Genomic DNA, 25481 nt, shown 5'->3' with positions numbered 1-25481 from the left:
AAGACGCTCGGCTGGGATACCCCAGCCGAGCGTCTACGTGATCTACTCACCACCTGAAACCAAGTGGTGTTGCGACGACCCCTTGAACCCAAGGGTCGACCGGGGCCCCTTGCGTACGCGTGCCGTGCGGCCGCTACGCCGTCTTCTGCTCGCCCTGGCCCCTGCCGCGCGCGTCGCGCGGGATGAGGGTCGGGTTGACGTTGGAGTGGACGACGTCGGCGGTGATGACGACGCGGGCCACGTCCTTGCGGGAGGGCACCTCGTACATCACCGACATGAGGACCTCCTCCATGATGGCGCGCAGTCCGCGGGCGCCGGTCTGGCGGAGGATGGCCTGGTCGGCGATGGCCTCCAGGGCCTCGCGCTCGAAGTCCAGCTCCACCCCGTCGAGTTCGAACAGGCGCTGGTACTGCTTCACCAGGGCGTTGCGCGGCTCCACCAGGATCTTCAGCAGGGCCTCGCGGTCCAGGTTGTGGACCGAGGTGATCACCGGCAGCCGGCCGATGAACTCGGGAATCATGCCGAACTTGACCAGGTCCTCCGGCATGACCTCCTCGAACAGGTCCTTGGACTCCATCTCCCGCTTGGAGCGGATCTGGGCGCCGAAGCCGATGCCCTTCGCGCCGGCCCGGGACTCGATGATCTTCTCCAGGCCCGCGAAGGCGCCGCCCACGATGAACAGCACGTTCGTCGTGTCGATCTGGATGAACTCCTGGTGGGGGTGTTTGCGGCCGCCCTGGGGCGGGACCGAGGCCGTGGTGCCCTCCAGGATCTTCAGCAGGGCCTGCTGGACGCCCTCGCCCGAGACGTCGCGCGTGATCGACGGGTTCTCGCTCTTGCGGGCGACCTTGTCGATCTCGTCGATGTAGATGATCCCGGTCTCGGCCTTCTTGACGTCGTAGTCGGCCGCCTGGATCAGCTTCAGCAGGATGTTCTCGACGTCCTCGCCGACGTAGCCCGCCTCGGTGAGCGCGGTGGCGTCCGCGATGGCGAACGGCACGTTCAGCATGCGCGCCAGGGTCTGGGCCAGCAGGGTCTTGCCGGAGCCGGTGGGGCCCAGCAGCAGGATGTTGGACTTGGCGAGCTCGATGCCGTCGTCGCGGCCCTGCGCGCCGCTGTTCTCGCCGGCCTGAACCCGCTTGTAGTGGTTGTACACCGCGACGGAGAGGGCCTTCTTGGCGGCCTCCTGGCCGACCACGTAGCCCTCGAGGAACTCGTAGATCTCGCGGGGCTTGGGAAGCTCTTCCCAGCGCACCTCGCTGGTCTCGGCGAGTTCCTCCTCGATGATCTCGTTGCAGAGATCGATGCACTCGTCGCAGATGTACACACCGGGCCCTGCGATGAGCTTCTTGACCTGCTTCTGGCTCTTCCCGCAGAACGAGCACTTGAGCAGATCGCCGCCGTCACCGATGCGTGCCACGGTGTGCTTCCCCTTCGCCTGGGAGACGCCTAGGTCCAGCGGCTCCTGGTGCTGCCTTATGTCGACGGTACCTTGCCGGGCCCCTCTCCCGGGCCCCCCTTGGCACGGTTCACTTCGCGGTGCACCGTGCCGGGGGGTCCAGGGAGCCCGTGCTCCGCGTCAGCGGAGGGAGGCGTTGTCCAACTTCCGCGTGGTGATGATCTGGTCGATCAGGCCGTACGACAGGGCGTCCTCGGCCGTGAGGATCTTGTCCCGCTCGATGTCCTCGCGGATCTTCTCGATCGGCGTGGTCGAGTGCTTGGCCAGCATCTCCTCCAGCTGCGTGCGCATCCGGAGGATCTCGTTGGCGGCGATCTCCAGGTCGGAGACCTGGCCGCGGCCGGTCTCGCTGTAGGGCTGGTGGATCAGCACCCGGGCGTTGGGCAGGCCCATGCGCTTGCCCTTGGTGCCGGCCGCGAGCAGCACGGCGGCGGCGGAGGCGGCCTGGCCCATGCAGACCGTCTGGATGTCCGGCTTGACGTACTGCATCGTGTCGTAGATCGCCGTCAGCGCGGTGAAGGAGCCGCCGGGGCTGTTGATGTAGATGGAGATGTCCCGGTCGGGGTCCATCGACTCCAGGCACAGCAGCTGCGCCATGACGTCGTTGGCGGAGGCGTCGTCGATCTGGACGCCGAGGAAGATCACCCGCTCCTCGAAGAGCTTCGCGTACGGGTCGTACTCGCGGATGCCCTGGGAGGTGCGCTCCACGAAGCGCGGGATGACGTAACGGGACTCGGCCACGGGGCCGGTGTACTCGGCGATCGTGCGGTCGTAGAGGCCGCTGCCGGGGAACTCGTTCACGGTTTCTCCTGGAAGGGGGCTGGGCGGTCGGCTGGGGGCTGGCTGGGCTGCGCGGGGGCTTCGACGTCCGCACGGAGCGCGGGCGGCGCGGACCTCCGCGGGAGCGGTCCAGGGGCCTCAGGGGCCCCTGGGCGCGGCTCAGGCCCCGGTGCCACCGCCGCCCGGCATGCCGGCGGCCGAGGTGATGACGTCGTCGATGAGGCCGTACTCCTTGGCCTCGTGGGCGTCGAACCAGCGGTCGCGGTCCGAGTCCCGGGTGATCTGCTCGACCGTCTGGCCGGTGTGGAAGGCGGTGAGCTCCGCCATGCGCTTCTTGGTGTGCAGCAGCCGCTCGGCGTGGATCTTGATGTCCGAGGCCGAGCCGGCCAGGCCGGCGGAGGGCTGGTGGATCAGGATCTCGGCGTTCGGCAGCGCGAAGCGCTTGCCGCGGGTGCCCGCGCTGAGCAGGAACTGGCCCATCGAGGCCGCCAGGCCCATGGCGATGGTCACCACGTCGTTCTTGATGTACTGCATGGTGTCGTAGATCGCCATGCCGGCCGTGATCGAACCGCCCGGGCTGTTGATGTAGAGGTAGATGTCCTTGTCCGGGTCGGCGGCAAGGAGCAGCAGCTGTGCGGTGATCTTGTTCGCGATGTCGTCGTCGACCGGCTGGCCGAGGAAGATGATCCGCTCGTTGAGCAGCCGGTTGTAGACCTGGTCACCGAGGCCGCCACCGATGGAAGGCTCGCCGGCGGCGGAGGGCATCAGATTCGTCACGTATCCACCTGCTCGTCTTACGACGGCGCCGGGCCGTCTCACGTGTTCTGCCGGGGCGTGGGGGCCGTCCGGCGCTGTTCGGGGACTCCCCTGCCCTCGTATTCATGGACCCTAACGCGCGGGTCCCTTCGGGGAATCCCGCAGACGGGAGTGTTCGCCGGGGGCGTAGCGCCGCGGCGCCCGCGGCGCGCCGCACGCCGGTGCGGCGGCCGGGGAGCGACACGGTGCCCGGAACGGGAACGGGCCCCAGGTCACAACGTACCCGGGGCCCGTCCCGCACGCATGCAAGGCGCCGTGCGCCCTGGGGGCTCAGCCCTCGGACTTCTCCTCGTCCTGACCCTCGGCGGCCTGGCCCTCGGTGCCGGCGGAGGCGTCGGCGGAGGCGTCGGCGGCGGCCTCGGTGGCCTCCTCCTCGTCCTCGTCCTCCAGGTCGACGATCTCGCCGTTGGTGTCCTTCACGGTCGCGGCCTCGACCACGACGGCCAGGGCCTTGCCGCGGGCGACCTCGCCGACGAGCAGCGGAACCTGGTTCTGCTGGACGACCGCCTGGGCGAACTGGTCGGGGGACATGCCGGAGGAGGCGGCGCGCCGCATGAGGTGCTCGGTGAGCTCCTCCTGGTTGACGTTCAGCTTCTCCCGGTTGACCAGCTCGTCGAGGACGAACTGGGTCTTGATGCCCTTGATCGCCGCCTCGCGGGTCTCGGCCTCGAACTCCTCGGCGGTCTTGCCCTGGATCTCCAGGTACTTGTCGAGGGTGAGGCCCATCTGCCCGAGCTGGTGGTGCTCGAGGTTGTGCTTGCGGGTGTTGATCTCGTCCTCGAGCAGCTTCTCGGGGACCGGGACCTCGACCAGCTCGAGCAGCTTGTCCAGGACGCGCTCCTGGGCCTGCGTCGCCTGGTCGTACTGCTTCATGTTCTCCAGGCGCTTGCGGCTGTCCGCGCGCAGCTCCTCGAGGGTGTCGAACTCGGAGGCGAGCTGCGCGAAGTCGTCGTCCAGCTCGGGCAGTTCACGGGCGGCGACCTCGGTGACCCTCACGGTGACCTCGGCCTCCCGGCCGGCCGCCGAGCCGCCCTTCAGCTCGGAGGTGAAGGTGGCCTCGCCACCGGCCTCCAGGCCCTTCACGGCGTCGTCGATGCCGTCCAGCAGCTCGCCGGAGCCGATGGTGTAGGAGACGCCGTTCGCGACGCCGTCCTCGAGGACCTCGCCGTCGACCTTGGCCTCGAGGTCGATGGTGACGACGTCGCCGTCCTCGGCGGCGCGCTCCACGGGGGTGGTGGAGGCGAAGCGCTCGCGCAGCTGCTCGACCGCCTTGTCGACGTCCTCGTCGGTGACCTCGACGGCGTCGACCTCGACCTCGATGCCGGAGTAGTCCGGGATCTCGATGGCCGGGCGGACGTCCACCTCGGCGGTGAAGTTCAGCGTCTCGCCGTCCTTCAGCTCGGTGATGTCGACCTCGGGCTGGCCCAGCGGGTTCAGCTCGGCGTCGTTGACCGCCTCGGTGTAGAACTTCGGAAGCGCGTCGTTGACGGCCTCCTCCAGAACCGCACCGCGGCCGAACCGCTGGTCGATGACGCGGGCCGGGATCTTGCCCTTGCGGAAGCCCTTCACCGTGACCTGCTGGTTGATCTTCTTGTACGCCGCGTCGAGGCTGTCCTTGAGCTCCTCGAAGGGCACCTCGACAGTGAGCCGAACCCGGGTCGGGTTCAGGGTCTCCACGGCGCTCTTCACGGTTCGGTCTCCTTGTGGCTGACTTCTTGGATTTCGCCGGAGCCAGAGGGGGGTCCGGCGCATTCGCCGCCCGGAGGAGTTCGCTGGCCCACTGGGCCGGACACACGGGCGCGCAGCTTGCATAGTAACCGGAGCAGCTCGACGCCCCAAAAGGCGATCGCGCCGATCAAGCGAGTGGGAGCCGACCGGCGGATCGGCGGGTGGTCGGGGTGGCGGGATTTGAACCCACGGCCTTCCGCTCCCAAAGCGGACGCGCTACCAAGCTGCGCCACACCCCGTCTGGTGCGACACGTAGGGTACATGCCCACAGCCAGTGCGTCCGCCCCATTCCGCACCCGCCACGCCCACCCGCGCACGGCCCGCCCGCACGGCCCGTATCCCGCCACGACCACGCACCGCCGCCACCGGCGACGGGCGCGGCGACCGGCGCGGCGACGGCGCGACGACCGGCGCGCACGGACCGTGGACGGCGCCGGGGGCGTGGGGTGGTGCGAGGGGGGGCGCGGGGGCGCGGATGGGTCAAAGGGGCGCAGGGGGCAGAGGAGCGCGCGGGGCCAGAGAGGCGTTGGGGGCACGGGGGGCGAGAGGGGCTCGCGGGGTGCGGTGCGCAACCCCCGGGCGGGGCCGTGTGGTGCCCTCCCGTACGGGGCCGTCGGTACGCCCACGGGGCCAGGCCGTGCGATACGCCCCCGGGCGATGCCGTGCGGTTCTCACCCCCGCCGGGACGATGCCGTGCGGTGCGTCCCCCGGGACGATGCCGTGCGGTGGTCACGCCCCGGGGTGATGCCGTGCGGGGCGCATCCCGTGCGCGGCGGCGCGGGGCGCGCACCCTGTGCGAGGCGGCACGGCGTGCCCCTGTACGGAGGCGGAGGGGGCCCGCGGGCCGGCGGCCCCGGGACACGCCGGGCCGGGACGCGGAGGGCGGCACCGCGCGGCGTCCACGGTGCGCCGGGGGCGCCCCGCCGCCGGAGCGCCGCGCGGACCCGTGACCCGGTGGAAGCGGGGTACGGGCCGGGAACGGGGTGTGCGGGCAGAGGGTGCGACCCGCTACGATGCCTGTGTGCCGCGGTCGGTCGACCCGCGGCGCGCGCTGTGTGCGGGCGTAGCTCAATGGTAGAGCCCCAGTCTTCCAAACTGGCTACGCGGGTTCGATTCCCGTCGCCCGCTCCACATGACTCAGGGCCAGGTCGGAGGTCGTTTCCTCCGCCTGGCCCCGGTCGTTTCCAGGGGTCGTGATCAATCCGCCGTGTCCCCCGCGTGCCCCAGCCGCGTGAGCACCCGCTGCCTCTGGGATCAGACGTCCGGCCGGTTGACCAAGGCGCCGCCATGCCTCCAACCGCCATCTGTCAAGTCCCGAAATCCAGAGACATGACGCGCCATGCCTGTCGTGGCTCACTTGAAGCGTGGGCTCACACACCGCCAGCCCCGAATTCGCCGACCAAGGGGAGAAGACCTGTCATGACTCGCACCTCTCGGATGCAGCGCCTCCTGATGCTTGCCGCCTCGACCGCGGTGGTCGTAGGAGGCCTCTCGCTGCCCTCCACCGCATTCGCCACCCCGGCCACGCCACACCCAAGCGACACGAGCACGACCAGGGAAGATCCCAACAGCTACGGGGGACGAACCGAGGGCTTCATCGCTCCGTACGATCACAACCACTACGGCTCCAGCATCTTCGGAACCGGCGGCGGCACGGGCGAAGGCCCCGGACACTACACGCGAGGGACCCAGAACTTCATCGCTCCGTGGACATGGAACCAGCAGCACGGCGCCTGAGGCTGCCCCGACCCCCGCCGAGCCAGTCACGGCCGAACGGGTGGCCCCGCACGACGCACCTCCACGCGTCCGTGGGACCGCTTGGGAAATTGGGACCGCTCGGGAAATGAGGGAGACCCCCGCCGGCTGTGGGCTGCGCGGTGGGGCCTCACAGCCGAAAGGTCCGCGCCCGCCACGTGCCCGTAACGAGGGCCACCAAGGGGGAACAGCGGGGAATCTCGGGTACGGACACCGTTCCCGGAGAGACGTGCGACCACCATGGCCGGCGAACCGGCACATACCTTGTCTTCCGAACCGGCTGCGCGGGTTCGATTCCCGTTGCCCGCTCTGCATGGCTCAGGGCCAGGTCAGAGGATGTTTCCTCCGCCTGGCCCTCGGTCGTTCCCGGGGGACGACGAGGGCGCGCGCGGCTGGAGGCCGGCGCGTGGGGAGGCGGGGCCCGGCCGGGATCGGCGGCGTGGGTGATGCCCGCCGCTCGCCGTCCGTGCCCGCGGCGGCGACGGCGTCCGCCGGCCCGCTCACGGGCGCGGTGGATCACGGCCGCGGGCGCGCGGTCCGAGGGGCTCGGTGCCGGGGAGCCTGCGGCGGCACGGTGGCACCGGCGGGAGCCGTCGGGCTCCCGGGTGTCAGAAGCTGATCGAGTTGATCGTCTCCGCTATCGAGTTCAGAAAGCGGTTGATCGACGGGGCCATGCCGGTGGAGGCGAGGAAGAAGCCGAAGAGCACGGCGACGATGGCCGGCCCGGCCTTGATGGACCCCCCTCTGAGCAACACCACCAGGATGATCGCCAACAGCAGCACCACTGACAGTGAAATGGCCACAACTGATCACACCCTCGGTCGGTCCGCTCTCCCGGCCCGGGGGCGCCAACCCCGCGCACCCCGCTGGAAACATCGTGCCACCAACCCGGCCCGCCCATGCGGCCCCTGACGCATCATCGCGTCGGCCGGTGTCCGCGGACAGCGACGCCCCGGCCGTAAAGCCGTGCGGGAGAAGGCAATTCGGCGTTTGGCGGTGGTGCCCCGGACCGGCGCGTCCACCTCTAATTCCCGGGCATCGTTTCCATGCCCACACATCGCGTTCGCAGGTAATACGAATTGCCGGTGCCGACTGACCGGCATCCACCAACTCGTCCGGATGTATCCGGACATTGAGGGTGTGCATCATGTGTTCGAAGGGTGTATACGGTGTGTCGACCATCACCCCGTCGGTCACGTCACCTTCGTCAAATCCCGGGTATGCGCAGCGAATGACCAGGAGGAATGCCGGGGGTTTCACGGAATCCCACGGACAACGCTAGGGTGCCTCAGATGTTCAAAGCTGTCTCGTCCCCCGGCCAGAACAGAACACCGCTCCCCCCGGCACAGTCGCCCGCCCCGGCCGTGCCGAGTCCGCGCAGACCCGGTGAGGGCGGCGGCACGTCCGCCGGGCGGCGCGACCCGTTCTTCGACAACGCCAAGTACCTGGCGATCGTGCTCGTGGCGATGGGGCACTCCTGGTCGCCCATCAAAGGGGGCAGCCAGTTCCTCCAGGGCGCGTACGACGTCGTGTACACCTTCCACATGCCGGCGTTCATCATCATCTCCGGCTTCTTCTCCCGTAACTTCGACCTGCGCCCGGAGCGGGTCAAGCGGCTGCTCACCGGTGTGGTGGTGCCGTACGTCGTCTTCGAGACGGCGTACTCGCTCTTCCGCATGTACGCCGGTGACTCCGAGGACCGGCAGATCAGCCTGCTCAGTCCCTATTACCTGACCTGGTTCCTGTGCGCCCTGTTCGTCTGGCGGCTGACCGCCCCGATCTGGCGGGTCGTACGGTGGCCGCTGCCCCTCGCGTTCGGCCTCGCCATGCTGGCCTCGGTCACCCCGGGCCTCAGCGGTGACCTGGAGCTCCAGCGGGTCCTGCAGTTCCTGCCCTGCTTCGTACTGGGGCTGTGCATGAAGCCCGAGCACTTCCACCTGGTGCGGCGCCGCTGGGTGCGGATCGCCTCGGTGCCGGTGTTCGCCGCCGCGCTGGCCGTCGGTTACTGGGCCGCGCCGCGGATGGGCGGCGCCTGGTTCTACCGGCAGAGCGCCGCGCAGGACATGGGCGCACCCTGGTGGGCCGGACCGGTCATGGTGCTGGTGATGTCCGGCTGCGCGCTGCTGCTGACCGCCTGCTTCTTCGCGTGGGTTCCCGGCCGGCGGCTGTGGTGCACGTCGCTCGGCGCGGGCACGCTCTACGGCTATCTGCTGCACGGTTTCGTGGTGAAGACCGTGCTGTACGCGGGCGGGTACGACCCGGACTGGGTGCACACCCCGCTCGGCGCGGTCCTGGTGACGGCCGCCGCCGCGGCCGCGGTCACCCTGCTGTGCACCGCACCCGTGCGCCGGGTCTTCCGCGTCGTGATGGAGCCCCGCATGGACTGGGCGTTCCGGCAGGACGACGCCGGCCGGGCGGCCCGTGCCCGGGAGAACTCCGCGGGCCGGCAGCCCGCCTTCGAGCGGGTCGGAGCCTGAGACCGGCCGGTCCGGGCCGAGGGCGTGGGTCCGGGCCGGGTCGGGTCGGGCCGGGCCGAGGGCGTGGGTCCGTCCGGGTCCGGTCCGGGCCGGTTCCTCGTCGTGGGAGCGGGGAGTGCGGGCCGCCGGGGGCGCGCTCCCCGCTCGTCGTGTGCGGCCGTGGGCGCCCGGTGTTCGTGGTGTGCGGCCGTGGCCGCGCGGTGGGGGTACGGCCATGGGCGCCCGTGCGGGTACGGCCGTGGGCGCCCGTGCGGGTAACGGCCCAGTGCCGCGGGCCGGCTAGCTAGCGCAGTGCCTGGGCCGTCGGTCCCTCGCGGCAGATCAGCAGCAGCGCCCGGTCGTCGTTGACGTCCTTGGCGACCGCCTCGATCAGATGCCACGCGGCGCCGTGGAAGCCGCCCGCGACATAGCGGTCGGCCTCGCCGGTGAGCCGGTCGATGCCCTCGACGATGTCGCGGTCGGAGGTCTCCACCAGGCCGTCGGTGAACAGCATCAGCACGTCACCGGGGCGCAGCGAGCCCTTCACCGGGTCGAACTGGGCGCCGTCGTACACCCCGAGGAGGGGACCCTCGGCGGCCTTCTCCTCCCACCGGCCGGTGCCCGCGTTGAGCTGGAGCCCGGGCGGATGCCCCGCGGAGTACAACTCGTAGTCGCCGGAGTCCAGGTCGAGCACCAGGTGGATGGAGGTCGCGAAGCCCTCCTGCCAGTCCTGGCGCAGCAGATAGCCGTTGGCCGCCGGGAGGAAGGCGTGCGGGGGCAGGCTGCCGAGCAGACCGCCGAACGCCCCGGACAGCAGCAGCGCCCGCGACCCCGCGTCCATGCCCTTGCCGGACACGTCGGTCAGCACGACCTCCAGGGTGCGCCCGCCGTTGGTGCGGGCCGCGACCACGAAGTCGCCGGAGAAGGACTGGCCGCCCGCCGGGCGCAGCGCCATCTCCCGGTGCCAGCCCCCGGGCAGTTGCGGCAGCTTGCTCTGCACGCGGATGCGTTCGCGCAGGTCGAACAGCATGGTGCCGCCGCGCCGCCAGGGCACGCCGACCCGGCTGCGGAACTGTGCGATCAGCAGCCCGAAGAAGCCGCACGCGGCGACCACCAGCACCACGCCCGGCGTCACCCGGGCGGGGCCCTCGGTGTACGGGCCGAGCCGCACCGACTCCACGATCAGCGCCGTGGCCGCCGCCGCGTACAGCCCGAGCAGGCTGGCCGGGCGCAGCAGCAGGCCGCCCGCGACGATGGGCAGCACCAGCGCGACCGGTGAGAACCACACCGAGTTGGCGAGGGTGAGCGCCGCGATCAGGGGAATGGTCACCAGCAGACCGCCGAGCGCGACCCAGTCGGAGCCGTCCCCGCGGAAGTAGTCCACGGCGGATCTGCGCACGCCGACCCGGACCCGGTGCCACTGCATCCTCAACCGGGCCGTGAACGTCTCGGCTTCCGCGCGCCGCTCTCGTCCTGCTGCCATCAGTTCGGGACCCTATCCATCGGACCTGCTGCTTGGCACGGGAGGTCCCACTTGTCCCCCGTCCGAGGCTCAACTTCACAGTGAACTTCACCAGGAGCCGCCGCGCTGCCACCAGGCGGAAATTCGCTCGCTCCGCCCGCACCGCGCTGGTAGGCATGGCTCATGGCGACCGACCTTGCGACCGGACCGAGGGTGCTGCGGCAGGACGAGTGGGACCCCTGGTACGACACCCTGATCCGGGCCTTCGGCGGAGTGCCGGAGTCGGCGGAGGAACGCCGGGCCTGGAGGTCCGTCACCGAGTTCGGGCGTTCCCTGGGCGTCTGGGACGGCGACGCCTGCGTGGGGACGGCGGGGGCGTTCGCCTTCCGCCTCACCGTGCCCGGCGGCGCGGCGGTGCCCGCGGCCGGGGTGACCATGGTCGGCGTGGCCGCGACGCACCGGCGGCGCGGCGTGCTGACGTCCATGATGCGGCGGCAGCTGGACGACGTACGGTCCTGGGGCGAGCCGCTGGCGGTGCTGACCGCCTCCGAACCCGCGATCTACGGCCGGTTCGGGTACGGCGCGGCCACCTTCCAGCTCCAGGCCGAGATCGACACGGGCCGGGCCGGCCTGTCGGTGCCGCCCGGCACGGACGCGATACGGGTGCGGTACGCGGCGCCCGACGCCGTGCTGGACGCCTGTGAGGCCGTGTACGCCCGGCTGGTGCCCACCCGGCCCGGGATGGTGGCGCGGCCGGCCGGCTGGGAACGGCTGCCGCTGCTCGACCCGGAGAGCCGGCGGGACGGCGCGTCACCGCTGCAGTGCGTGGTCGCCGAACGCGACGGCGAGGTCACCGGGTACGCCCGCTTCCGCGTCAAGCCCGCCTGGGACGCCGGGGGTCCGGAGGGCACGGTGGTGCTGAGCGATCTGGACGCCCTGGACCCGGCGAGCGGGGCCGCGCTGTGGCGCTTCCTGTTCGGCATCGACCTGACGTCGACGCTGAGCGTGCGGTCGCGCCCGGTCGACGACGCCTGGCAGTACCTGGTGTCCGACGTCCGGCGCTGCCGGCCGCGGCTGCGGGACTCGCTGTACGTACGGCTCGTGGACGTCGGGGCGGCGCTGGCCGCGCGGACGTACCAGACGCCGGTGGACGTGGTGTTCGAGGTGGAGGATTCCTTCTGTCCCTGGAACGCCGGGCGGTGGCGGCTGAGCGGGGACGCGAAGGGCGCGTCCTGCGAGCGTACGTCCGATGCGGCCGATCTGGCGCTGACGGTACGGGAGTTGGGCGCGGCCTACCTCGGCGGCGTGCCGCTGGCCGGGCTGGCCGCGGCCGGACGGGTCCGGGAGTTGCGGCAGGGCGCGCTGGTTGAGGCGTCGACGGGGTTCGGGTCGGCGGTGGCGCCCTGGCTGCCGCACGGGTTCTAGGGGGCTGGGCTGGGGGGCCGTACGGCGGCTGAGGGGGGCTCAGGAGCCGTACGGCGGCCGGCCGCGGGCTCGGGGGCCGTACGGCGGCTGGGGGCTTGGGGGCCGTACGGCTGGCTGCGGGCTCGGGCCGTACGGCGGTTGCGGGCTCGGGGGTTCAGAGGTTCTGGCAGGTGGGGCACCAGAAGAGGTTGCGGGCGGCGAGGTCCGCGGTGCGCACCTCGGTGAGGCAGACGTGGCAGGGCAGGCCGGCCCGCCGGTAGACGTAGACCTCGCCGCCGTGGTCGTCGACGCGGGGCGGGCGGCCCATCGCCTCGGGGGTGTGCTCGGGGCGGACCGTGTCGATCCGGTTGTTGCGCACGCCCTCCCGCATGAGCTCCACCAGATCGCTCCACACGGCGTCCCATTCGGCCGGGGTGATGTCCTTCCCGGGGCGGTAGGGGTCGATGCGGTGCCGGAAGAGGACCTCGGCGCGGTAGACGTTGCCGACGCCGGCGACCACCTTCTGGTCCATGAGGAGCGCGGCGATCGTCGTACGGCTGCGGCGGACGCGGGCGTAGGCGGCGGCCGGGTCGGCGTCGGGACGCAGCGGGTCGGGGCCGAGGCGGGCGTGTATGGCGTCCTTCTCGGCCTCGGTGATCAGCGCGCACGTGGTGGGGCCGCGCAGGTCGACGTACGAGGTGGCGTTGGCCAGGCGGAGGCGGACGGTGTCCGTGGGCGGGGGCGCGGGGGCGTCGCCGAAGGTGACCTTGCCGAACAGGCCGAGGTGGACGTGGATCCAGTCGGAGGCGCGGAAGCCCAGGAAGAGGTGCTTGCCGTGGGCGTCGGTGCGGGTGAGTTCACCTCCGGTGAGGAGGTCGGCGGCGTCGGAGAACTTGCCCTGGGGGCTGGTGAGGGTGGTTGGCCGCCCTTGGAAGCGGGCGGCGTAATCCTTTGCCAGGCGGTGGATGGTGTGCCCCTCTGGCACGGGGTGTCCTTTCCTGCGGAAGGGTCTTTGTGGCGGGGGCGGGGTTTCCCCGGCGGGACGGAAGGCACCCGCCCGGGGCTCCGCCCCGGACCCGGCGGGGGCTGCGCCCCGGCGGTTTCCCACCCGCCCACCCGACTCGGTGGGGGGGAGGAGGCGGCCCCGGGGCTCCGCCCCGGACCCCGGCGGGGGCTGCGCCCCCGGGAGTCTCCCACCCGCCCAACCGACTCGGCGGGGGAAGGGCCGGCCCCGGGGCTCCGCCCCGGACCCCGGGCGGGGGCTTCGCCCCCTGCACCCCCAGGGCGGCGGGGTGCCCTGCACCCCGGGGACGGGATGCCCTGCACCCCCAGGGGGCGCGGGTGGCCCCGGGGCTCCGCCCCAGACCCCGGGCGGGGGCTTCGCCCCCTGCACCCCCAGGGGGGCGGGGTGCCCTGCACCCGGGGGGCGGGGTGCCCTGCACCCGGGGGGGCGGGGTGCCCTGTATCCCCCGGGGGGGGGCGGGGTGCCCTGTATCCCCGGGGGCAGGATGCCCCGCACCCCCCGGGGGGGCAGGATGCCCTGCATCCCGGGCCCCGCCCCGCTCCTCCTCGCGTGGCTACTGCTGCGGGTGGTGGGCCGGGACGGGCGGGAGGCCGCCCGTCGTCTCGTAGGACGTCAGCATGTCGATGCGGCGGATGTGGCGCTCGTCGCCGGAGAACGGGGTGTTCAGGAAGGTCTCGACGAACTTCGTCGCCTCCTCGGTCGTGTGCATGCGCGCACCCACCGCGACGACGTTCGCGTTGTTGTGCTGGCGGCCCAGGGACGCCGTCTCCTCGCTCCAGGCGAGGGCCGCCCGGACGCCCTTGACCTTGTTCGCGGCGATCTGCTCGCCGTTGCCGGAGCCGCCGATCACGATGCCGAGGGAGCCCTCGTCGGCCGCCGTGCGCTCCGCGGCGCGCAGGCAGAAGGGCGGGTAGTCGTCCTGGGCGTCGTAGATGTGCGGCCCGCAGTCGACGGGCTCGTGCCCCGCCTCCTTGAGCCACTCGACGAGGTGGTTCTTGAGTTCAAAGCCCGCATGGTCGGAGCCGAGATACACGCGCATGGTCCCGAGTGTGACATGCGGGGCGCCGGGCAGACGCCCCGGGTGCGGTGAGGGGCGATCCGTGGCCAGGTGCGGCTCATGCCGCTTTCAAGTGCGAGTATGGCTACAAACCTCAAGCGAACCTCAAGTAACGATTGAGTTTCGAAGGTTCACGAATTCATTCGCCACGGATTCACTGGACCGGCTCGTACACCGCTCGTATGGGCGACCGCTCACCCGGCGCAAAGGAAATCCGTCCATGACCTCGCAGCCGACCCTGCACAAGGCTGGAAGCGACAGCACAGCCCCCGAAGGACACGGTTCCGGCCTTCAGGCCGGGCTCAAGAACCGCCATCTGTCGATGATCGCCATCGGCGGTGTCATCGGCGCGGGACTGTTCGTCGGTTCCAGCTCCGGCATCGCGACCACCGGCCCCGGCATCCTCGTCTCCTACGCCCTCGTCGGCACGCTCGTCGTCCTCGTGATGCGCATGCTGGGCGAGATGTCCGCCGCCAACCCGACCTCCGGCTCCTTCTCCGCGCACGCCGACCGCGCGCTGGGCAGCTGGGCCGGGTTCTCGATCGGCTGGCTGTACTGGTTCTTCTGGGTCGTCGTGCTCGCGGTGGAGGCGACCGCGGGCGCCAAGATCCTCGAGGGCTGGATTCCCGCCGTGCCGCAGTGGGGGTGGGCCCTGATCGTGATGGTGGTGCTGACCGCCACCAACCTGTTCTCCGTCGGCTCCTACGGCGAGTTCGAGTTCTGGTTCGCCGGCATCAAGGTCGTGGCGATCGGCGCGTTCATCGTCGTCGGCGCGCTGGCCGTCCTCGGCGTGCTGCCGGGCGTCCACAGCGACAAGGCGAGCTTCGCCAACCTCACCGACCACGGCGGCTTCCTGCCGCACGGCCCCGGCGCCATCCTCACCGGTGTGCTGCTCGTCGTCTTCTCCTTCATGGGCAGCGAGATCGCCACCCTGGCGGCCGGTGAGTCGGAGGACCCGCAGCGCGCCGTGACCAAGTCGACCAACAGCATCATCTGGCGGATCGGCGTCTTCTACCTCGGTTCGATCCTCGTGGTCGTCGCCCTGCTCCCCTGGAACGACCCGTCGATCGCGGAGAAGGGCTCCTACGTCGCCGCCCTGGACTCCCTCGGCATCGCGCACGCCGGTCAGATCATGAACTTCATCGTGCTGACCTCGGTGCTGTCCTGCCTCAACTCCGGCCTCTACACGGCCTCCCGCATGGCCTTCTCGCTCGGCCAGCGCGGTGACGCGCCCAAGGCGTTCGCCCGCACCACCCGCCGCGGCGTGCCGCAGACCGCGATCATCGTCTCGGTCGTCTTCGGCTTCGTGGCGGTGTTCTTCAACTACAAGTTCCCGGACTCCGTCTTCCTCTTCCTCGTGAACTCCTCCGGCGCCGTCGCGCTGTTCGTCTGGCTGGTGATCTGCTTCTCGCAGCTGCGCATGCGCCGGATCATCCAGCGGGAGGCGCCCGAGAAGCTCGTCGTGAAGATGTGGCTGTACCCGTACCTGACCTGGGCGACCGCCGCGCTGATCGTCTTCGTCCTCGGCTACATGCTGACCGACACCGAGGGCGAGAGCAGCGGGCGCACCACGGTGCTGCTGTCGCTGCTGGTGGCCGCGGTCGTGCTGGCGATCGCCTTCGTCAAGCAGACGCTGCACCGGAACCGGTCCGCGGCCGTGGGCGAGGCGGGGCCCGCCGGGGCCGGGGGCGAGGCCGAGGCCGAGAAGGTGTCGTCGGCCGGCTGACAGCGTCGGCTGCCGGCGCCGCGCCGCGCCGCGCCGTACGGCTCGGCGGCGGCCGGCTCGGTGCCGTGTCGCGCGCGCCAACGGGTGGAGGGAGTCCTTCGGGGCTCCCTCCACCCGTTTTCACAGCACCGTGAAGCTGTCCCTGACCCTGTCGTACGTCTCCAGTGCCCGCTGCTCCACGTCCGGCTGGTACCAGGTGTTGATCTGGTACGTCTTGCCGTTGGCGTCGAAGCCGAGCAGGAGGGCGTGCCACGGGGTGCCCCGGAGCGTGAAGGTGTACTCCCAGACCACCGCCGGACGGCCGCGGAAGGTCGTGCGCTCCAGACGGATCTTGCGGTAGGCCCTGCCCTGGTGGGCGTTCTGCTCGGAGGTCCGCCAGCTCTCCATCAGGTCGCCGCGGGCCAGTGAGGACTTGGCCACCAGCTCCTGCGTGCCGTCCGGCGAGGTGTAGTGCACCTCGGCCCCCGTCTTCACGTCCCTGCGCCATCCCGTCGGCGTCGCCCACCCGAACCCTCCGGCCTCCCAGTGCGCCCCCGGCGGCAGGCTGGGCGGCCTGGACGTGCCCTCGACGGTGGGCGAGGCGGTCGCGCCGCCGCTCCCGGACGGTGCCGGGGTGCCGCCGCCGGAGGGCCGGTCCTCCCCCGGCGCGGAGGGCGGCCGGGCGCCGGCCGTGGTGTCCCCACGGCCGCCGTCGCCGCCGCCGTCGCCGCCGTGCGGCAGGGTGAGGACGAGGCCGAGGACCGCCGCCGCCACGGCCGCGGCCACGGCGGTGACGAGTACGGCCCCGCGGCGCCGTCCCCGTCCCTGGCCCCGTCCCCGGCCCGGCACCCCGACCTGACCGCCGGGCAGTGCCGTACCGGGCGTGCCCACGCCGGGCGTTCCGGCTCCGGGCGTCCCCGCGCCGGGCATCCCCGCGCCGGACGCCACCCGTCCGAACGTTCCCCCTCCGGGCGGCGGCACCGAGGGCCGGTCCGGACGGGTGCCGGGGAGCGGTGCGGGCGTCGGTACAGGCGTGGGTGCGGGTGCCGGTACAGGTGCCGGTTCCGGCGCGGGCGCGGGTGCGGCACGTCCTCCGGCCGCCGGTCCGGTCCCCGCCGGGCCGGTCACCGCGAGGGTGGGGGTCGGGGGCGGGAACGCCACCGGTTCCAGGGCGGCCTCCACGTCGTCCAGGCCGGGCCTGGCGGCCGGCTCCTTCGTCAGGAGTGCCGCGAGGACGCCGCCCAGCGGGCCCGCGGCGGGCGGGAGGCTCGGCTCCTCGTGGAGCACCGCGTGCAGCGTCGCCAGGGTCGTCGCGCGGGCGAACGGGGAGCGGCCGCCGAGCGCCGCGCAGAGCGTGGCGCCCAGGGACCACACGTCGGACGGCGGGCCCTGGGGGCGGCCGGAGACGCGCTCGGGCGCCATGTAGTCGGGGGAGCCGACCAGCATGCCGGCCATGGTGAGCGCCTTGGCGTCCTGGATCGCGGCGATGCCGAAGTCGGTGAGGACCACCCGCCGGCCGCCGTGCTCCACCAGGACGTTGCCCGGCTTGATGTCCCGGTGCAGCACTCCCCCGGCGTGCACCTGGCGCAGCGCCGCCACCAGGCCGAGGCCGACGCGGGCCGCCTCGGCGGGGCTCAGCGGGCCGTCCTGCAGCACGACCTGCTCCAGGGAGCGGCCGGCCACCAGCTCCATGACGATCCACAGGCGTTCGCCCTCGTCCACCACGTCGTACACACGGACGACGTTGGGGTGGTCGATCCGGGCGGTGGCGCGCGCCTCGCGCAGGGTGCGTTCACGGCGGGTGCGGCCGTCCTCGGCGTCCACGCCGTCGATGCGCATTTCCTTGACGGCGACCTGCCGGTCGAGTATTTCGTCGGCGGCTCGCCACACCCGCCCCATACCCCCCTGGCCGATACTCTCGGCCAATCGATAACGTCCCGTCACCAGGAGCCCCGGAACACCGCCACTCATCGAATTCCCCGGCAATTCGCTGCACCCCCTCGACGATGCCCCGCCTGTCCCCAATGGGGAACACAATGGTCACACTTGGGGCCGTCCCAGCATAGTGCGGAGAAATCTTGTGGTACCTCTTCTGGTACTGCGAATTCAGGCGCAGCCAAGGGGGACGAACATGAGTTCTCGTCGTACGACGGCCATCATGGGATCGCTGGTCACAGCATCTTTCTCGGTGGTGATGGTGCTTTCCGGAACCGCGGGTGCGGACGACCAGGGGCCCGGCAGCAGTCAGGGGGGAAAGGTCGTCGACAAGGCGCCGGCGGGGGTGAAGGTGAGCACACTGCTGCCCCGGAAGATCTCGGTCGACAACAGTTCGAAAAAGACGTCCATCAATGCCACCGTGCGCAACGGAGGGACCAAGGACAGCGGTGACGTAAAGCTGCTGGTCGTCGGTTTCGACGGCCTGCGGGTCACGAATGTGCCGGGCTGCGCGGCCATCCCGGAGAAAGATCTGCCGGCCGGTGCGAACAGCGGTTTCTCCTGCGCGGTCGGTCATCTGGCCGCGGGCGCGTCGAAGTCGTACGCCGTCGCCGCGACGTACGACCTGGGCAAGGAGGGGAAGATCTGCCTGCCGGTGCAGACGGCGGACGGCGGGAAGACGTACTGGCAGCAGGGTCCGGTGCCGTTCGGTACGGCGAATCCGTCACCGAACGCCCCGGCCACCCCGCTGCTGCTCGGCACCGACAACAAGCCGGCCGCCCCGGGCGGCGACGAACTGCCCCGCACGGGCGTGGGACGTGACGTCCTGCCGCTGGGCGCGGCCGGGGCGGCGCTGATCGCGGCGGGCGCGGCGGGCCTGTGGTGGTCGCGGTACCGGCCCGGTCAGCGGCGGGGCTGACCCGCCGCGGCGCGGACATACGGCGGGGCGGCCGGGGGTGTACGTCACCCCCGGCCGCCCCGGTCGTGCGCGGACGCGCCGCCGGTCAGCGCTTGCCGACGAACTTCCAGGCGGCGGGCAGCGCGCCCATCGCCAGGGCGGCCTTGAGGGCGTCGCCGATCAGGAACGGCGTGAGGCCGGCCGCGATCGCGGCGGACGCCGACATGCCGGTGGCCAGGGCGAGGTAGGGCACGCCGACGGCGTAGACGAGGGCCTCGCCGAGCAGCATCGTGCCCGCCATGCGCCAGACGCCGCGGTCGGCGCCGCGGCGGGCGAGGGCGCCCACGACCGTCGAGGCGAGCAGCATGCCGAGGATGTAGCCGAAGGACGGGGCCGAGGCGCCGGAGGCGCCGCCGGCGAACCACGGCACGCCCGCGACCCCGGCGAGCGCGTACAGCGCGAGGGCGAGCAGGCCGCGGCCGGCGCCCAGGGAGGTCCCGACGAGCAGCGCGGCGAAGGTCTGGCCGGTCACCGGCACCGGGGAGCCGGGCACGGGCACCGAGATCTGCGCGGCGAGACCGGTGAGCGCGGCGCCGCCGATCACCAGGGCGGCGTCCCGGACACGGGACTGCGGCAGCAGGTCGGCGAGGACCTGACCGGTGCGGGAGGGGGCGGCGGCAGCGGTGCTCATGGGGACTCCGCGGGGGTGAGGGCAGTTCGGGACATCGTGACGCTATCCCAGCGGGCCGCGGGTGATCACCGTCAGCGCCCGACAAAGGGGGGAACCGACGCTTGGTCAACTTCGTACAAACGCGGGGGTGTACACATGGGCGGACGTGATGCCGGTCACGGAGGTGGCGCGGTTCCTGCCACGTCTTCGTCCACGCCGGCCGCTGTAGGGATCCGCCAAACGGCCCGGCGGGAGGCGCGCGTTCGCCGTCCCGTCGTGCCGGTCGGTCGCCGTCGCGCCCGTCGGTCGCCGTCGTACCCGTCGGTCGCCGGCCCGGCCCGCACCGGGGGGAGCGGCCGGCGCACGGCGGACCCACCCGTCGGTGGGTCCGCCGTGTGCCGTCCGCCGGTGCGGGGGGTGCCGGTGGGCGGGGTTCCGGGCCATGGTGGGGGGATGCCGAAGGAGAAGATCTACCCCTGCCACACCTGCGGCGGCCGTGAGCCGCACCGGCCGCCGCGGGACGACCGGGAACGCGACTTCATCCGCGCCGAGCTGGCCAAGCGCGGCAGGACCCACCCGTATGTGGAGGACTACTGGATCTGCGTCACCCGGGAGCGGGACTGCCGCAACATCCGCTACGCCTGGGACGACAGGCCCTTCGACCCACCCGTGAAGATGCCTCTGCCGGAGTGAGCCTCACGGGTCGGTGAGCCTCACAGCTCGGGTGGACCTCACGGGTCGGTGGGCCTCACAGGTCGGTGGGCCTCACAGGTCGGTGGGCCTCACAGGTCGGTGGGCCTCACAGGTCGGTGGGCCTCACAGGTCGGTGGGCCTCACAGGTTGCTGAAGTCCGGCCCCGCCGTCCGGGTGCGCTTGATCTCGTAGAACCCGGGGACCGAGGCGACCGCGAGGGTGCCGTCCCACAGGCGGGCCGCCTCCTCGCCCTTGGGGGCGGGGGTGACGACCGGGCCGAAGAAGGCGATCTGCTCGCCGTTCGCGCCGGGGACCGCGATGACCGGGGTGCCGACGTCCTGGCCGACCTTGTCGATGCCCTCCTTGTGGGAGGCGCGCAGCTCGGCGTCGAACTCGAAGTCCTCCTGGTCGGCGTACTCGATCAGGTCCGCGGGCAGGCCCGCGTCCCGCAGGGCGCCCGCGATCGCCTCGCGGGTGGGGCCCTCGCCGCGGTTGTGGAAACGGGTGCCGAGGGCGGTGTAGAGCGGGCCGAGGACGTCGTCGCCGTGCTTCTGCCAGGCCGCGGCGACCACCCGCACCGGCGCCCACGCCTTGGTGGTCAGCCACTCGCGGTACTCCTCGGGCAGCTCGTCCAGCTTCGGCTCGTTCAGCACCGCGAGGCTCATCAGGTGCCAGCGGACCTCGATGTCCCGCACCTTCTCCACTTCCAGCACCCACCGGGACGTCATCCACGCCCACGGGCACGACGGGTCGAACCAGAAGTCGACGGGGGTCTTGCCGGACGGGGTCGCACTGGCGGACATGACTCTCCTCTTCGTACGGCGCACTCGGCCGTGCGCCGGCCCACGGGGTCTGCCCAGCGCCAACGCCCGTGACGCCGGTCGCATTCCCGGCTGCCGGGCGTCAGGTCCGCATGGCAGGATCGGGGCTGTTCCTGGCGTCCGATATTCGATACGTCACGTCCTGATCCGAAACGTCCCTGAGGGAGTCGCACGTGCCCGGTGAGAATCTGTCCCGCGACGAGGCCCGGGAGCGGGCCGCACTGCTGTCCGTCGAGGGGTACGACGTGTCCCTGGACGTGCGGTCCGCGGTGGGCGAGCACACCGGACCGGGGCCGCGCACCTTCCGGTCGGTGACGACGATCCGTTTCCGCTGCCAGGAGCCGGGCGCCTCCAGCTTCGCGGACCTGGTCGCACCGGCCGTCACCGCGGTGTCGCTCAACGGCAGGGACCTGGACCCGAGCGAGGTCTTCGACGGCTCCCGCATCCTGCTGGAGGACCTGGCCGCCGAGAACGAGCTGGTCGTGGACGCCCAGTGCGCGTACTCGCGCACCGGTGAGGGCCTGCACCGCTTCGTCGACCCCGAGGACGGCGAGGTCTACCTCTACACCCAGTACGAGCCGGCCGACTCCCGCCGGGTCTTCGCCAACTTCGAGCAGCCGGACCTCAAGGCGCCGTTCCGCTTCGAGGTGCGCGCGCCGGAGGGCTGGACCGTGTGGAGCAACGGCACCGGCCGGCAGCGGGACGGGGTGTGGCGGTTCGCGGAGACCAAGCCGATCTCCACGTACATCACGTGCGTGGTGGCGGGGCCGTACCACTATGTGACCGACTCCTACGAGCGGGTGCTGGAGGACGGCACGCGGCTGGAGATCCCGCTGGGCGCGCTCTGCCGCAAGGGGCTGGCCCGGCACTTCGACGCCGACGACGTCTTCCTGGTCACCAAGCAGGGCCTGGACTTCTTCCACGACCACTTCGACTATCCGTACCCGTTCGGCAAGTACGACCAGGCGTTCGTCCCCGAGTACAACCTGGGCGCCATGGAGAACCCGGGCCTGGTGACGTTCCGGGAGGAGTACATCTTCCGCGGGAAGGTGACCCAGGCCTCCTACGAGGGCCGCGCCAATGTGATCCTGCACGAGATGGCGCACATGTGGTTCGGCGACCTGGTCACCATGGAGTGGTGGGACGACCTGTGGCTGAAGGAGTCCTTCGCCGACTTCATGGGCGCCTTCGCGCTGGTCGGCGCGACCCGCTTCACCGACGGCTGGATCACCTTCGCCAACCGCCGCAAGGCGTGGGCGTACCGCGCGGACCAGCTGCCGTCCACGCACCCGGTCACCGCGGACATCCGCGACCTGCAGGACGCCAAGCTGAACTTCGACGGCATCACCTACGCCAAGGGCGCCTCCGTGCTCAAGCAGCTGGTGGCCTACGCCGGCCAGGACGCGTTCCTCGAGGGCGCCCGGCGCTACTTCAAACGGCACGCCTACGGCAACACCCGCCTGGGCGACCTGCTCGCGGTGCTGGAGGAGACCAGCGGCCGGGACATGGCGGCGTGGGCGCGGGCGTGGCTGCAGACGGCCGGGGTCAACTCGCTGACCCCGCAGGTGCTGCTGGACACGGACGGCAGGGTCGAGGAGCTGGCGGTCGTGCAGGAGGCCCCCGAGTCGCATCCCGAGCTGCGCCCGCACCGGATCGCGGTGGGCCTGTACCGGCGCACGCCGGCGGGCGCGCTGGAGCGGTACGCGCGGGCCGAGGCGGACGTGGACGGGCCGCGGACGGTCGTCGCGGCGCTGGCCGGGCAGGACGCACCCGAGCTGGTGCTGGTCAACGACGACGACCTGACCTACTGCAAGATCCGTTTCGACGAGACCTCGCTGGCCACGCTGCGCGAGCACCTGGGCGCGCTGACCGACCCGCTGGCGCGCGCCCTGTGCTGGTCGGCGCTGTGGAACATGACCCGGGACGCGCTGCTGCCGGCGCGGGAGTTCGTGGACCTGGTGCTCCGGTTCGCGGGCCGCGAGTCCGACATCGGCGTGCTGCAGATGCTGCACGCGTGGGCGGACTCCGCGCTGGTCCACTACGTGGCACCGGAGTGGCGCGAGACCGGTGCCCGGGCCCTGGCCGACGGTGCGCTGGCCGAGCTGCGGCAGGCGGAGCCGGGCAGCGAGCACCAGCTGGCGTGGGCGCGGTTCTTCGCGTCGGTGGCGTCGGCGCCGGCCGACCTGGACCTGCTGAAGGGTCTGCTGGACGGCACGGAGGAGGTCCCCGGGCTGGACGTGGACCAGGAGCTGCGCTGGGCGTTCCTGGAGCCGCTGGCGGCGCACGGGGTGGCGGACGAGAAGGTGCTGGCCGCCGAACTCGCCCGGGACGACACCGCCTCCGGCCGCCGTCACCAGGTGCGCTGCCTGGCCGCCCGTCCCTCGGCCGCCGTCAAGGCGCAGGCGTGGGCGCAGGTGGTGGAGTCCGACGCGTTGTCGAACGCGCTGGTGGAGGCCACGATCGCGGGCTTCGTCCAGCCCTCGCAGCGGGAGCTGCTCGCGCCGTACGCGCCGAAGTACTTCGAGGCGATCGAGCGGGTGTGGACCGAGCGGTCGATCCAGATCGCGATGGACGTGGTCCGGGGCCTGTTCCCGGCGCTGCAGGACTCCGAGGAGACCTTGGCGGCGGCGGACGCCTGGCTCGCCGCGCACGAGGGGGCGGCCCCGGCGCTGCGCCGGCTGGTGCTGGAGGCGCGGGACGACCTGGCGCGGGCGCTGCGCGGACAGGCGTGCGACGCGCGGGCGTGAGGGCGGCGGGTGGCGGGTGGCGGATGGCGGGTGCGGGGCGCGCCGGTCGCGGAGCGTCCCGGGCCGTCACCCGATGAGCCGCAGCTCTGGCCAAAGGTCAGGCGGGCGGTAACCGTTACGAAATTCGGTCAAGACACACCGTAACCCCTGGTCCTCCCCCGGGAGACCAGGGGTTTTCGGCATCCGAACACCCGTCCTTTAGGGCGGGCTTGTCCGGATTCGTCGACGGACGTGTAACAGCGGTTAGCGGGCCGGCCTGGGCCGGGAACCGTGCCGGACATGAACCACAACACCCCGCTCTCCCCCCGCCCCCTCAGCCACCTTCCCGAGGCGCGCCGCCGCGTCCTGACCACCGCCCAGCTGCGCGCCCACGGCGTCTCGGCGGCCGAGGCGAACGAGCAGTGCCGCACGGGCGGACCCTGGCGACAGCTGCTGCCGGGCGTCCTGCTGCTCCACCCGGGCCCGCCGACCGGCGAGGAACGGCTGCACGCGGTACTGCTCTACGCGGCCCGCGGCCGGCGCGCCGAGCCGGCCCCGGGGGTGCCGGCCCAGCCCACCGCGCGGCAGCCGCACCGCCCGGTGTACGCCGAGGCGATGATCACCGGTCTGGCCGCACTGGCCCTGCACGGCTTCGCCGCCGCCCCGTCCCTGCCGTCCCTGGAGACGATCGACGTGCTGGTGCCGCGGATGCGGCGGCTGCGCTCGACGGGCTGCGCGCGGATCGTCCGCACCGCGGACCTGCCCGTCCCCGAGTCCGTCACCGGGCTTCCGGTGGCGCCGGTTCCGCGCGCCCTGGCGGACGCGGTGGCCCGCCTCTCGGACGCGGCCACGGTACGGCGGCTGCTGACCGAGGCGGTGCGCGGCGGCCACTGCGAACCGGCCGCGGTGGTCAGGGAGCTGACCGAGGCCCGGCTGCTGGGCCGGCCGCACGTGGTGGGCGCGGTCGACTCGCTGCTGGCCGAGGGCCGGGCCATCGCGGAGGACCGCCTGTACCGCATGGTCCGCGAGCACCGCCTGCCCGCCCCGGTGTGGAACGTCGACCTGCGGCTGCCGGGCGGTCCGCACCTCGGCGGTGTGGACGCGTACTGGCCGGAGCAGGCGGTCGCGGTGGAACTGGACACCCGGGCGCCGCGTCAGGGCGACCGGCCGGAGGAGGACGCCCAGTGGTCGGCGCACGCCCGCAAGCGGGAGCACCTGGAACGGCTCGGCATCACAGTCGTCCACATCACGCCCCGCAAGCTGCGCGACACGCCCGAGCAGCAGGCGGCGGTGGTCCGTACGGCCCTGATGGCGGCCGCCGAGCGGGATCCGGCCGCGTACGTCGTCGTACTGCCCCGGTAGGCGGGACGGCGTACGGCAGGAGGGGAGAGGAGGGGCCGCCGGGGCGACCGGCGGCCCCTCCTCGTGCCGTGGCGCGGGCGTCCACCCCGCGGGGCGGGGCGCGGCGGACGCGTCGCTCCGGGAGGGGGAGCCGGCTCGTGTCACTCCCGGGAGAGGGATCCGGCTCCTGTCGCTCCGGGAGGGGGAGCCGGCTCGCGTGGCTAGGAGAGGGGGACCCGGCCGTGCACGGGCCGCTCGCGCCACAGCCGCAGGCCGACGTCGACCAGGCCCACCCGGTCCAGGCCGGGCACCTCCTGCAGCGGGTGCCAGGCGGCCATGTCCGTGGAGCCGCCGGTCTCGTGGCGCAGCTCGCCGCCGGTGACGCGGCCCTCGTAGACGATGCGCAGTCCGTGGAAGTCGGCCTGGCTGCCCAGGGGACGCGGGTAGGTGCGGCGGATGGAGTCCAGGCCCAGCAGGCGGACCGGTTCCACGGTGTATCCCGTCTCCTCCTCGGCCTCGCGGACGACGGTGTCGTAGGGGTCCTCGCCGTGCTCCATGCCGCCGCCGGGCAGGGTCCACCGGCGCGCCCCGTCGCGCGCCACCCAGCGGGCCAGCAGCATCCGTTCGTCCCGCACACACACGGCGTAGGCCGCCACCCTCAACTCCTTGCGCATGCGGTGACGTTACGGCAGCGCACGGCCCCGCGGAGCGCTTTCGGGCGCAGCACGGGACGGGGCGCCCGCAGGCAGCC

At 72.3% G+C, this 25481-nt stretch carries 20 protein-coding genes and 2 tRNA genes; 9 read left to right on the top strand and 13 right to left on the bottom strand.

Going from position 1 to position 25481, the window contains the following annotated elements; all coding sequences use genetic code 11:
* Nucleotides 1-133: 133 nt before the first annotated feature.
* The 5 genes from clpX to ACI2LW_RS13410 all read right to left on the bottom strand — a co-directional run bounded on the left by clpX (nt 134) and on the right by ACI2LW_RS13410 (nt 5022).
* A complete protein-coding gene (clpX, locus tag ACI2LW_RS13430) occupies nt 134-1420 on the bottom strand; it encodes an ATP-dependent Clp protease ATP-binding subunit ClpX (RefSeq protein WP_404731322.1) in 1287 nt (428 codons plus the stop codon).
* Nucleotides 1421-1579: 159 nt separating this feature from the next.
* Nucleotides 1580-2260 carry an ATP-dependent Clp protease proteolytic subunit gene (locus ACI2LW_RS13425; RefSeq protein WP_404731321.1) on the bottom strand — a complete coding sequence of 227 codons (681 nt, stop codon included), beginning with the start codon at nt 2258-2260 and terminating at the stop codon, nt 1580-1582.
* A 138-nt stretch (nt 2261-2398) separates the two neighbouring features.
* Nucleotides 2399-3004, bottom strand: coding sequence for an ATP-dependent Clp protease proteolytic subunit (locus ACI2LW_RS13420; protein ID WP_112468536.1), 606 nt, complete (start codon nt 3002-3004; stop codon nt 2399-2401).
* A gap of 321 nt (nt 3005-3325) precedes the next feature.
* A complete protein-coding gene (gene tig / locus ACI2LW_RS13415) occupies nt 3326-4744 on the bottom strand; it encodes a trigger factor (RefSeq protein WP_404731320.1) in 1419 nt (472 codons plus the stop codon).
* Between the two features lie 201 nt (nt 4745-4945).
* A tRNA-Pro gene (locus ACI2LW_RS13410) sits at nt 4946-5022 on the bottom strand.
* A gap of 818 nt (nt 5023-5840) precedes the next feature.
* Here ACI2LW_RS13410 and ACI2LW_RS13405 point away from each other — a divergent pair.
* Nucleotides 5841-5914: transfer RNA gene (locus ACI2LW_RS13405), tRNA-Gly, on the top strand.
* A 288-nt stretch (nt 5915-6202) separates the two neighbouring features.
* Entirely contained in the window at nt 6203-6520 is a 318-nt protein-coding gene (locus ACI2LW_RS13400) for a hypothetical protein (protein WP_404731319.1), read from the top strand.
* Between the two features lie 626 nt (nt 6521-7146).
* On the opposite strand, the gene ACI2LW_RS13395 is transcribed toward ACI2LW_RS13400, so the two are convergent.
* Nucleotides 7147-7341: a hypothetical protein gene (locus ACI2LW_RS13395; protein ID WP_398178753.1), complete on the bottom strand. Its 195-nt coding sequence runs from the start codon at nt 7339-7341 to the stop codon at nt 7147-7149.
* Nucleotides 7342-7830: 489 nt separating this feature from the next.
* Here ACI2LW_RS13395 and ACI2LW_RS13390 point away from each other — a divergent pair, with 489 nt between their 5' ends.
* Nucleotides 7831-9015 carry an acyltransferase family protein gene (locus tag ACI2LW_RS13390; protein ID WP_404731318.1) on the top strand — a complete coding sequence of 395 codons (1185 nt, stop codon included), beginning with the start codon at nt 7831-7833 and terminating at the stop codon, nt 9013-9015.
* Nucleotides 9016-9298: 283 nt separating this feature from the next.
* Here the strand turns inward: ACI2LW_RS13390 and ACI2LW_RS13385 are convergent, their stop codons facing one another.
* Nucleotides 9299-10477 (bottom strand): PP2C family protein-serine/threonine phosphatase, encoded by a 1179-nt coding sequence (locus tag ACI2LW_RS13385; protein ID WP_404731317.1) that lies wholly within the window; start codon nt 10475-10477, stop codon nt 9299-9301.
* Between the two features lie 162 nt (nt 10478-10639).
* On the opposite strand from ACI2LW_RS13385, the gene ACI2LW_RS13380 reads away from it, so the two are divergent.
* Complete coding sequence (locus ACI2LW_RS13380) at nt 10640-11881, top strand: GNAT family N-acetyltransferase (RefSeq protein ID WP_404731316.1); 1242 nt, start codon at nt 10640-10642, stop codon at nt 11879-11881.
* 154 nt (nt 11882-12035) lie between these two features.
* Here the strand turns inward: ACI2LW_RS13380 and ACI2LW_RS13375 are convergent, their stop codons facing one another.
* Nucleotides 12036-12845, bottom strand: coding sequence for an Fpg/Nei family DNA glycosylase (locus ACI2LW_RS13375; protein WP_404731315.1), 810 nt, complete (start codon nt 12843-12845; stop codon nt 12036-12038).
* A 592-nt stretch (nt 12846-13437) separates the two neighbouring features.
* A complete protein-coding gene (locus tag ACI2LW_RS13370) occupies nt 13438-13923 on the bottom strand; it encodes a ribose-5-phosphate isomerase (RefSeq protein ID WP_404731314.1) in 486 nt (161 codons plus the stop codon).
* A 238-nt stretch (nt 13924-14161) separates the two neighbouring features.
* On the opposite strand from ACI2LW_RS13370, the gene ACI2LW_RS13365 reads away from it, so the two are divergent.
* Nucleotides 14162-15667, top strand: coding sequence for an amino acid permease (locus ACI2LW_RS13365; protein ID WP_404731313.1), 1506 nt, complete (start codon nt 14162-14164; stop codon nt 15665-15667).
* 120 nt (nt 15668-15787) lie between these two features.
* On the opposite strand, the gene ACI2LW_RS13360 is transcribed toward ACI2LW_RS13365, so the two are convergent.
* The gene (locus ACI2LW_RS13360) at nt 15788-17617 is read right to left on the bottom strand and encodes a serine/threonine-protein kinase (RefSeq protein WP_404731312.1); all 1830 of its coding nucleotides are present in this window, start codon (nt 17615-17617) and stop codon (nt 15788-15790) included.
* 160 nt (nt 17618-17777) lie between these two features.
* Between ACI2LW_RS13360 and ACI2LW_RS13355 the strand changes: the two genes are divergently transcribed.
* On the top strand, nt 17778-18500 hold the full coding sequence (locus ACI2LW_RS13355) for a hypothetical protein (RefSeq protein ID WP_404731311.1): 723 nt from the start codon (nt 17778-17780) through the stop codon (nt 18498-18500).
* Between the two features lie 85 nt (nt 18501-18585).
* Here ACI2LW_RS13355 and ACI2LW_RS13350 read toward each other — a convergent pair whose 3' ends face one another.
* Complete coding sequence (locus ACI2LW_RS13350; protein WP_404731310.1) at nt 18586-19170, bottom strand: biotin transporter BioY; 585 nt, start codon at nt 19168-19170, stop codon at nt 18586-18588.
* 432 nt (nt 19171-19602) lie between these two features.
* On the opposite strand from ACI2LW_RS13350, the gene ACI2LW_RS13345 reads away from it, so the two are divergent.
* Nucleotides 19603-19842, top strand: a complete 240-nt coding sequence (locus ACI2LW_RS13345) for a hypothetical protein (RefSeq protein ID WP_404731309.1) — start codon at nt 19603-19605, stop codon at nt 19840-19842.
* A gap of 140 nt (nt 19843-19982) precedes the next feature.
* Here ACI2LW_RS13345 and ACI2LW_RS13340 read toward each other — a convergent pair whose 3' ends face one another.
* On the bottom strand, nt 19983-20645 hold the full coding sequence (locus ACI2LW_RS13340; protein ID WP_404731308.1) for a DsbA family protein: 663 nt from the start codon (nt 20643-20645) through the stop codon (nt 19983-19985).
* Between the two features lie 191 nt (nt 20646-20836).
* Here ACI2LW_RS13340 and pepN point away from each other — a divergent pair, with 191 nt between their 5' ends.
* Complete coding sequence (pepN, locus tag ACI2LW_RS13335) at nt 20837-23410, top strand: aminopeptidase N (protein WP_404731307.1); 2574 nt, start codon at nt 20837-20839, stop codon at nt 23408-23410.
* Between the two features lie 279 nt (nt 23411-23689).
* On the top strand, nt 23690-24751 hold the full coding sequence (locus tag ACI2LW_RS13330) for a hypothetical protein (RefSeq protein WP_404731306.1): 1062 nt from the start codon (nt 23690-23692) through the stop codon (nt 24749-24751).
* A gap of 200 nt (nt 24752-24951) precedes the next feature.
* Here the strand turns inward: ACI2LW_RS13330 and ACI2LW_RS13325 are convergent, their stop codons facing one another.
* The gene (locus tag ACI2LW_RS13325) at nt 24952-25404 is read right to left on the bottom strand and encodes an NUDIX hydrolase (protein ID WP_404731305.1); all 453 of its coding nucleotides are present in this window, start codon (nt 25402-25404) and stop codon (nt 24952-24954) included.
* Between the last annotated feature and the right edge of the window lie 77 nt (nt 25405-25481).

Origin of the sequence: Streptomyces sp. NPDC004065, assembly GCF_044903565.1 — a bacterium.
Taxonomy (GTDB): domain Bacteria; phylum Actinomycetota; class Actinomycetes; order Streptomycetales; family Streptomycetaceae; genus Streptomyces.
Note: the sequence above shows the minus strand (reverse complement) of the source record. Positions and strands in the feature narration are given on the sequence as shown.